This window comes from Nonomuraea sp. NPDC048901 (assembly GCF_040649695.1).
Lineage (GTDB): Bacteria > Actinomycetota > Actinomycetes > Streptosporangiales > Streptosporangiaceae > Nonomuraea.
Window position 1 is genome coordinate 36,631 of sequence record NZ_JBEZFW010000039.1, and the last position, 8,245, is coordinate 44,875.

Here is an 8,245-nt window from a genome sequence, read left to right on the forward strand (position 1 = left end):
CCAAACTGTCACTGGTTATCTCCAGCAGCGTCCAGAAACGTCTACCTTTCTGAACACCGTAGCGACCAGGCACGATGCCGTCCAGAAACGTCTATCCAGAAAGTGGACCAAGCATGATCGCCGGTCCCCTCATGGGGCGAACAGGACGCGGGATTCAAGGTCGAGGCGGGTGGTGGGAGCGGCTGGCGTATTGAGGTTGAGGATCCAGTTGCCGAACCGGCGAATCACGTGGGTGATGTAGGGCGAGATGGTGGCCAGGTCGTCGTGATCGACGGGGCGGCCTTCGGCGGCGATGGCGTTGGCGGCGTCGGTGATGTCGCAGGAGGTCGAATAGATGACGCAGTTGGCCAGCAACTCGTTGAACTTGACGATCTTCTCGTGGTAGTCGGGGTCATTGTGGCCGATGAGCTTGCCGCCGAACATGAGCCAGTCGGCGAAGCCGTGGAAGGCCTCGTTGCGGTTGGTGACCTGGGTGATCTGCTCGCGCAGGTCGGGATCCGACAGATAGCGCAGGAGCGTGATGGTGCGCACCGCGCGGCCGAGTTCGCGAAAGGCGCGGTAGAGGCGGTTCTTGCGGGAGTGGTTGCCGAGCCTGCGCAGCAGGGTGACCGAGGAGATCCGGTTCTGGCGGATGGAGATCGCGGTGCGCAGCAGGTCAGTCCAGTGCGTTTCGATCAGCCGCCAGTCGATCGCCTCGTCGCCGAACAGCGAGTCGATGTGCTCATAGCGGGTCTCGGTGTCAGGCCGGTAGAAGATCAGGTCGTGCCAGTTGCGGATGCGGGGCAGCAGATCGAATCCCAGAAGTGCGGCCAGGCCAAAGACCGGCAGCGACTGGCCTTGCGTGTCGGCGTGGATGGTGTCCGGCTGGATCTCCGAGGCGTTCTTCAGCAGGCCCTCGATGATGTAGACCGCCTCCCACACCCCGCAGGGTATGAAGTGGCTGAACAAGGCGACGTAGGTGTTGGAGATGTGTCTGTAGGCCAGACCTCCGTAGCCTCCGTATCGGATGTGAGACTCGGCGAGCAGGTTGTTCTCCCATGTCTCGACTTGGGAGCCGTCTGCGGCAACGGTCTTGCCGTCACCCCATACCGAGGCGATGTCGAGCTGGTTGAACGCGTTGATCACCGTGGTGGAGGCTTTGGCGATCTTTTCGCTGGTGGCGTGTTTGTTCGCGGCCAGGGCGAGCTCGGCGGCGCTGACCTTTCCCCGCATGTGCGCGGCGACCTGGGCCGGACCGAGCAGGGTGCCGTAGGTGAACACCGTGAGCGCATACCGGCCGAGCGCTTCCTTGATCTTCGGGTCGGAGCCGGAGGCCGGCCCGAAGTGATGGTGCCATCCCAGCTGGTAGGCAGTGCGGGTGAGGATGTCCAGCAGATCGCGCTGCGGCAGCCGATCATGCACCGCCTCCTCTAGCTTGAGTGCCTCTGCGCTCCGCTCGGCACCCTTGCGGCGGCGCAGGACGGGCCGGCCACCCTCCAGGAGGAGGTCGGTGTTGCCCAGATAGCCGGCGTCCACGCTCGCCGCGGTGTCGGCCAAGAGCTTCTTGTAGTGGCCGGTCAGGTCGCGGGCCTCGGTCGGCAACCCGGCCTCGGTGCAGAACTTCTCGACCAGGGGCGCGCACTCCTCCCAGGGCATGAGCTGGTCGTGCAGGTTGGCGTAGGAATCCGACCCGGCCACCGCGATATCGCCTGATCGCAACTCGGCGGCGAGGTAGGAGAACACGCACACCTCCAGATGGCGGCGTACCAGCATGCCTGGCCGGGCCGGATCCTTGAGGATCTTCCGCCACATCCCCGAAGCGAACGCGTCGACAGCCACCGACAGCGTCACAGTCACCGGGGCGCCATCGGAATCTTGCCGCTCCACGGTGAGGCGTTCGGGGACGAACGCGGAACGGGCGCCGCGTTGGGCCATCACGTACTCCACCGCAGCCAGAACGCTGCGCTCGGCGTTGGTCGACTCCAGGTCGATCGACTCCACCAAGGTGAACAACGCTGAGCGGTGCGAGCGGTAGTGCTGGTCCAGCAGCGGCAGGTAGTTGTTGCCGTGATGGGCAGAGACCGCCTCGTGCGCGGTCTTGAGCGCCTCCAGACCTCCGGCTTGGTCCAGGGCCTTGAGCACCAACCGGCCCGCCCGCTCGGTCACCGCCTCCCGGCCATCGCCGTTGTCCGGTGTGCCCACGGCATCGTCCTCACTGTTCTGCTGTTCCACGGAGGTCATGGCCTCGCGGACGCCGTCCAGGACGTCGCCGAACACGCCCAGGAGCCGTTCGGACTCGGCACGGTGGGTCTCCCGCAGCGTTTCCAGCTGGTCGCGGCCCCTTTTGTGGATCGCGGCGATCCGCTTGCAGAACATCGTCACCACGTCGTCGCGGACCCCGGTCCGCACCGTGTGCAAGAGGCTGACAATCAGAGTGAGCCGCTTGTCCTCATCCAGTACCTTGCGCAGGTCGGCGACGTCGGTCACTCGCGCTTCGCCCGCGAAATGCGCGACCTTCCCCGGCGGGATCGCCTCCACCCACTTCTCTGTCGGGCCGAGCGCGTCCAGGTTCTGCAAGAACGCCAAGCGTGCCTTGAACTTGCCCAGGGACGCGGCCTGCGCCACGTCCTTCAGGCCGTCGTACTCGCTGCGCCGGGTGACCGGATCGACCACCAGGAGCCGGGCCAGCCTGGCGCGTGCGGCCGGGTCGACCCGGCCCGCCACGAGCGTGAAGAAGCCGCGATTGACCTCGGTACGGATCTTCTTGGTCAGCTCGTCCAGCGTCGTGTAACCGGGCAGCTCGCACTGCGCGCGGACCAGTTCCTCCAACGCCACGTTGATCACATCGGCCGGGTTGTCCTTCGCCTGCACCGCCTTGCGGATGGCCTCGGCCGCCACCGCCCGTACGCCGGCCGCGTCGTACACCACACCCATGCGCTGGCGTACAAAGCTCCGATGCCGCTTGGCCGACCGCTCCGCAGCATCGGTCAGCACGACCTGCTCTGCCAATCCGACCACACCACAGATGTGCTCGGCCACCACCGGCGGGACGTCCCCGAGCTTCGGGAAGTACCCAAGCCGCTGGTAGGCCTTCAACCACACCAGCAGCGCCAGCAGATGCTGATCGTCCTGCGTCTTGCCACGCGCCCACTCCACCTCAGCCAGCGACGGGGTGAACACCTCCGCCAGCTCCCGAGCAGACACCGCCCGCGCGAACCTCGGGTAGGCCGTCCGATCGATCGACGCCACCCGAACCCCCGGAAACCGTCACCAATCAGCGCGAACCCTCAGATCCTAACGACCGGTGATCAAGCTCGCGGCCCGTTTCTGCCGTATTCCGGTGCCACCCGTAGGTCGGCCTTTGCCGCTGCGAGGCAGTCGCGGCTTGGCCATGGCCGCTTCGAACGCGGTGCAGTCCACGACGTTTCGCGTGTCAGGTGGAGGGTCATGGGCAGGCCGCAGGCGTCGGTGATCAGGTGGAGCTTGGTGGTGAGCCCTGCTCGGGACCGGTCGAGCGGCTGCCGTTTTGTGATTGCTTCGTATCCATCGTCCCTTCCGCGTCTCCCCCTTTTTCGAGCTCCGGCCACGTGCTGGTGTGCCTGGGCGATGGTGGAGCCGATGGTGAAACTCCACTCCACGTTGCCGATCGAGTCGTCTTTGACCTGGGCTTCCTCCAGCAAGCGGGCCCAGGTGCCGTCCTGGTCCCAGCGGGTGAGCCGCTCGTAGCAGGTCTGCCAGGGACCGTACCGTTCGGGGATGTCACGCCGGGTCGCTCCTGCCTGTAACCGCCACAAGATCCCGTCACGGATGACCACGATCGTCCGTGACGGGCAGCAGCGGCTCGATCCGCTGCCAGGCTTTATCGGTCAGCTCGCCACGCCTTACCGTGACCGATCATTCAACCGCACCGGCGCTGATCATTTATCAGGCACTGTCTAGTCGCCAGCGGGGAGCGTGTCGGTCCATCCAGCGTCGATCGTCACCGGCTTGTCCTGGACAGTGACTTCTGCTCCGTCGGCGGTGACGTAGAAGTTGGTGTTGCGCACCTGGGAGGTCGCAGGATCGACGACCAGCTGTACTGGTGATTCGGCAAAGGGGATCAGCAGACCCTCCCCGCCATCGACCGCGCCCAGGTTCTTGACCTCGGGGTAGGAGGCCAGCGCCCGGAAGGCTGCGGCTCGGACCTCGGGCGAGGCCGGGAGTTGCGAGACCAGGGAGACCAGTCCGCTGAAGACCGAGCGGGCCTGCCCTGCGGCGTCCAGTCGCCCAGCGCTGGTTTTGACATCGCTGTGCTCCAGGCCGTCGCTGATCCAGGTTTTCAGCGCGTCGGGTTCGGCGGGCAGCTTTTGCAGCTGCTCGAAGCTCACCTCCAGGCCGCCGAGCCGGAAGGGGGTAGATCTGGCGAGCTTGACCACCTTGCCAGCCGTTTTGTCGCCCCGCCACCAGGTGCGTCCGTCTCGAGCGGTCCAGCTCTCCAATGCATTGCCGCTGTAGCTTGTCTTGACATGCCAGTAGGCGCCCGAGCCTTCAGGCTCGCGTTCCGCAGTGGTGGCAGCGGCGAGCAGTATCCCACCGGCCGTTAGCTGAGCCGCGGTAGGCGGCGGGCCGTTCGGAGCGGCCGTGGGTGCAGCCGTACCGGAGACGACCACGACGGCAGCGGCAGCGGCAGCTGCCAAGCTCACGCCAGCTGCAAACCATGCTCTGCGGCTCGGCCGCGAGGGACGGCGCATCCGCTGCTGGATTCGGCGCAGGCTGCGTTCGGCCGCCTGGGGTGACTCGGGCGCGGCCAGCAATGTGGCAAGGGTCTGCAGTTCATCCATGAAGTGCCTCCTTGTCGAAGGTGTTGTGGAGTTTGGCTCGAGCGCGGCTGATCCGCGAGCTCACCGTGCCGACGGAAATACCGAGAGCCTCGGCTACCTCCTCGTGACTGAGCTGGCCCAGCGCAACGAGCAGCACCGCGTCGCGCTCTCCCGGTGACAGCGCGGCCATGGCTTTGACCAGGTGCGGCTGCATCCGCTGGGCGGCGACGAAGGTGACGACACGGTTCTCGGGTCCCTCGACGTCCGGTTCGGGCGCGATACGCGACAACGCCGCGTAGTGGCGGGCCTCCTTGCGGCGGTGCCCAGCTATCAGATTGGTGGCAATGCCGAACAACCAGGGCCGCAGGCTGCCACGTCCTGGATCGAACCGATCACGCCGGTCGAAGGCGGTCAAAAAGGTGTCGGCGGCGATGTCCTCGGCCGTCTGTGCATCCAGCCGCCCGGCGGCGTAGCGGTAGATGGCTTGGAAGTAGCGATGGTGCACGACCGTGAACAGCTCCGGCTCTGACCGCAAGCGGGCGCCGAGATCGCTGTCGGACACCTGCTCATCCGCGTTGGCGGTCACGTCACTTTCTCTGTCATCGGCGAGTGTCTTCCTGTTGAAGGGTCAGGCTGTCATCCATACTCCGCCGCACCCACCGATCGCCCTGCAGGTGCACTGGCCGATCATGCGGGTCTCGGTCGCCGGGGTGCCGTCTGGGGCCGGCGCACCCCCGCCCGGCCCGGGTGTCCGCCCGGCGCGCCGGCCCGCGTCCGGGTGATGGTTGCGGTGGCGGGCAGGGCGGCGGCGGTTGCCGGAGCCGTCCTGCAGGCTCACTGCGGGCGTCGCGGCCGTGAGTCTGTACGCCTGGTGCGACGCATTCTGCTCGGCGACGTCGAGGGGGTCACCGCCGTCCTCGCCTGCTACACCGCCGCCTGACACGTCCGGGCGCGGCCGTGGCGCTCGCGGCCGTCCGCCGAGAGCCGCTTGGGCCTGTTCCTAGTTCCCGTAGTGGGGGATTGAAGGTCGCGGAGTCACAGCATGGCGCTGCGGAGGTGGAGGCCAGCGAGGTAGCTCGCGGGAGTCTTGTCGTGGCGGGTGCGATGCCGCGCCACTGCTTGATCTTGCTGATGCAGCGCTCGACGGTATTACGGTGGGTGTGGAGCGCTTGGCGTCGGCGCTCTTCGCCGCACCGCCTCACCGGGGTCCTCGACCGCTGCTCACGGCCCGTTTTGCCTCTTTGGTGGATCCCCTTTTCCTCTGCGACGGCCTGCTCCAGCGCCTGTTGCAGCTCAGAGTCGACGACCATTCCGGCTGCGTGCTGGGCGCGGGCAACAGTGGAGTCCACGCTGACCAGGCTGAGGTCGACCTGTTCCCGGGCCGCGGCCTCAGCGATCATCTCGTCCATCAGCGCCTGGAAGGTACTCGCGGTCACCCACAGCCGGAAGAGGTTGTAGACGGTTGACCAGGACCCGTAGCGATCAGGCACATCCCGCCACGGGCTCCCGGTCCGAAATCGCCACACCACGGCATCAACGGCCGACGCAAAGCTGGGTAGGGCCCGCGCTCACCCACCGGCAAGAACGGCTCCACCAACTGCCACTCCGCCGCCTACGACCAGTTGCTGCACCGCGACGGGGAGCCCGGCCCGGCGACGGCTGATGGCCCACGCCGTCCGCACACGCTGGCCGGCCTGGCGGTAGCGCTTGCCCGGGGTGCGCAGCTTGTTCCCAGCCTTACGGCCAACCCGCTCCGGTCGCCGGTCATAATGCCCCATGTGGTGGCAACCGCACCGCATAACTCCGGCCACACGGGGCGTCCCTGGTTCTGGACATGCTTCGGGACACCTGCGGGATCCTCGCGACTCCGCCTGGGCTAACCCGCGGGCCGACCAGAAGCCAGCCCGGAGCTGCGCCGTGCTGAGGTGCTGAGGTCATTTCAGGCCAGGAACCACCACGCTGAGAACGCTCGTGGCCAGTGGGGCCAGGATGCCGAAGGGGTGTCCGGGAACGTACTGACACGCCCATGTAGCCGGCCGAGCATCGGCCGTTCGCCACAACGACCTGATTAGGAGTCGCCGGGCGGCACCGCTCCGCACCATGTTTCACACCGAAGGCCATCCGGTCCGTGCAGCGCCACGATTGTGCCCGCGTTCACGAGGGGGAATCCTTCGGCCCACTCAGGGGACACGTTTCGCAGGAGCTCGGTAAGGCCGATGTGCAAGAACGTCCCATGGCTGACCAGCACGATGGTCGCGCCCGGGTGGCGAGTCGTCACGGTGTCGATGACGCGCCGCATGCGTGCGTGAATGAAACACGCGGTCTCCCCGCCGGGAGCCTGGTGGCGGCTACCCCGGATGCGCCGGCCCGCTCGAACGCGTGTCGGGCCAGATACCGCAGCGCGGACGCTGTCCAGGGGGACTGTAAAACTAACGGCGGATCTGATGATCAAGGGAGACACACTTGATGTCCGAGACTGCCGTGGAGTCGCTGTCTATGAACGAAGTGCCTGCCGAGCCGGACCGCTCAATGACGGACGAGCAACTGATCTCGATGCTGGTGGGTCGAGCCCGCAGCGAGGGTCTGCAGCTGACCGGTGAGGGCGGGTTGCTGCAGCAGCTGACCAAGCGGGTACTGGAGTCGGCGCTGGAAGGCGAGATCACCGATCACCTCGGCTACGACCGGCACGACCCGGCCGGGAAGAACAGCGGCAACAGCCGCAACGGCACCCGCAGCAAGACCGTGGTGACCGACGTCGGCCCGGTGGAGGTGCGGGTACCACGCGATGTGGCCGGCACCTTCTGAGCCCCAGCTGGTCCGCAAGCGGCAGCGCCGGCTGTCCGGAGTGGATGAGATGGTCTTGTCGCTGTCGGCCAAGGGCCTCACGCACGGCGAGATCTCCGCGCATCTGGCCGAGGTGTACGGTGCCCAGGTCTCCAAGCAGACCATCTCCACCATCACCGACAAGGTCATGGACGGCATGGCCGAATGGCAGAATCGGCCGCTCGATCGCGTGTACCCGGTCCTGTTCGTGGACGCGATCAACGTCAAGATCAGGGACGGTCATGTCGCCAACCGGCCCATCTACCTGGTCATGGCCGTCACCGTCGACGGTCACCGCGACATCCTCGGCATCTGGGCCGGCGACGGCGGCGAGGGCGCCAAACACTGGCTGGCGGTGCTGACCGAGTTGAAGAACCGCGGCGTGGACGATGTCCTCATGCTGGTCTGCGACGGCCTCAAGGGCTTGCCTCAGGCGGTGGAGGCGGTCTGGCCGCGCACCATCGTCCAGACGTGTGTGATCCACCGAAGCCGTAAAGAAATAACACGATGCTTCCGGATTGATGGTTTGATGCGGTGGTATGGCCGTTCTGAGGTTCCCCCCGTTGCACGGACACCTGAGGTGAGGTCACTCAGTGGCGTCTGAGGGCCGGTAGAGGCTCTCGAACGTGACGGGACTGTGCATT

The 8,245-nt window shown here is 66.4% G+C and carries 8 protein-coding genes and 1 pseudogene; 3 read left to right on the forward strand and 6 right to left on the reverse strand.

From position 1 onward, the window contains the following. Positions 1–129: 129 nt before the first annotated feature. Complete coding sequence (locus tag AB0C30_RS57835) at positions 130–3,228, reverse strand: Tn3 family transposase (RefSeq protein WP_357961643.1); 3,099 nt, start codon at positions 3,226–3,228, stop codon at positions 130–132. Positions 3,229–3,287: 59 nt separating this feature from the next. Continuing rightward, positions 3,288–3,794, reverse strand: coding sequence for a transposase (locus AB0C30_RS57840; RefSeq protein WP_357961646.1), 507 nt, complete (start codon positions 3,792–3,794; stop codon positions 3,288–3,290). Here AB0C30_RS57840 and AB0C30_RS57845 point away from each other — a divergent pair. Next, positions 3,787–3,918, forward strand: a complete 132-nt coding sequence (locus AB0C30_RS57845) for a hypothetical protein (RefSeq protein ID WP_357961649.1) — start codon at positions 3,787–3,789, stop codon at positions 3,916–3,918. The two genes, AB0C30_RS57840 and AB0C30_RS57845, sit on opposite strands and share 8 nt — an antisense overlap. Here AB0C30_RS57845 and AB0C30_RS57850 read toward each other — a convergent pair. After that, positions 3,915–4,799, reverse strand: coding sequence for a CU044_5270 family protein (locus AB0C30_RS57850; RefSeq protein ID WP_357961652.1), 885 nt, complete (start codon positions 4,797–4,799; stop codon positions 3,915–3,917). The genes AB0C30_RS57845 and AB0C30_RS57850 overlap by 4 nt on opposite strands. Continuing rightward, positions 4,792–5,364 carry an RNA polymerase sigma factor gene (locus tag AB0C30_RS57855; RefSeq protein WP_357961655.1) on the reverse strand — a complete coding sequence of 191 codons (573 nt, stop codon included), beginning with the start codon at positions 5,362–5,364 and terminating at the stop codon, positions 4,792–4,794. The genes AB0C30_RS57850 and AB0C30_RS57855 overlap by 8 nt, the downstream gene beginning before the upstream one ends. A 195-nt stretch (positions 5,365–5,559) precedes the next feature. Here AB0C30_RS57855 and AB0C30_RS57860 point away from each other — a divergent pair, with 195 nt between their 5' ends. Continuing rightward, positions 5,560–5,718, forward strand: coding sequence for a hypothetical protein (locus AB0C30_RS57860; protein WP_357961667.1), 159 nt, complete (start codon positions 5,560–5,562; stop codon positions 5,716–5,718). Here the strand turns inward: AB0C30_RS57860 and AB0C30_RS57865 are convergent. Further along, positions 5,684–6,307, reverse strand: coding sequence for a transposase (locus AB0C30_RS57865; protein ID WP_357961658.1), 624 nt, complete (start codon positions 6,305–6,307; stop codon positions 5,684–5,686). The two genes, AB0C30_RS57860 and AB0C30_RS57865, sit on opposite strands and share 35 nt — an antisense overlap. A 539-nt stretch (positions 6,308–6,846) precedes the next feature. Continuing rightward, entirely contained in the window at positions 6,847–7,239 is a 393-nt protein-coding gene (locus AB0C30_RS57870; RefSeq protein WP_357961661.1) for a histidine phosphatase family protein, read from the reverse strand. Between the two features lie 68 nt (positions 7,240–7,307). On the opposite strand from AB0C30_RS57870, the pseudogene AB0C30_RS57875 reads away from it, so the two are divergent. Beyond that, positions 7,308–8,085, forward strand: a pseudogene (locus AB0C30_RS57875) (IS256 family transposase); the annotation flags it as partial. Between the last annotated feature and the right edge of the window lie 160 nt (positions 8,086–8,245).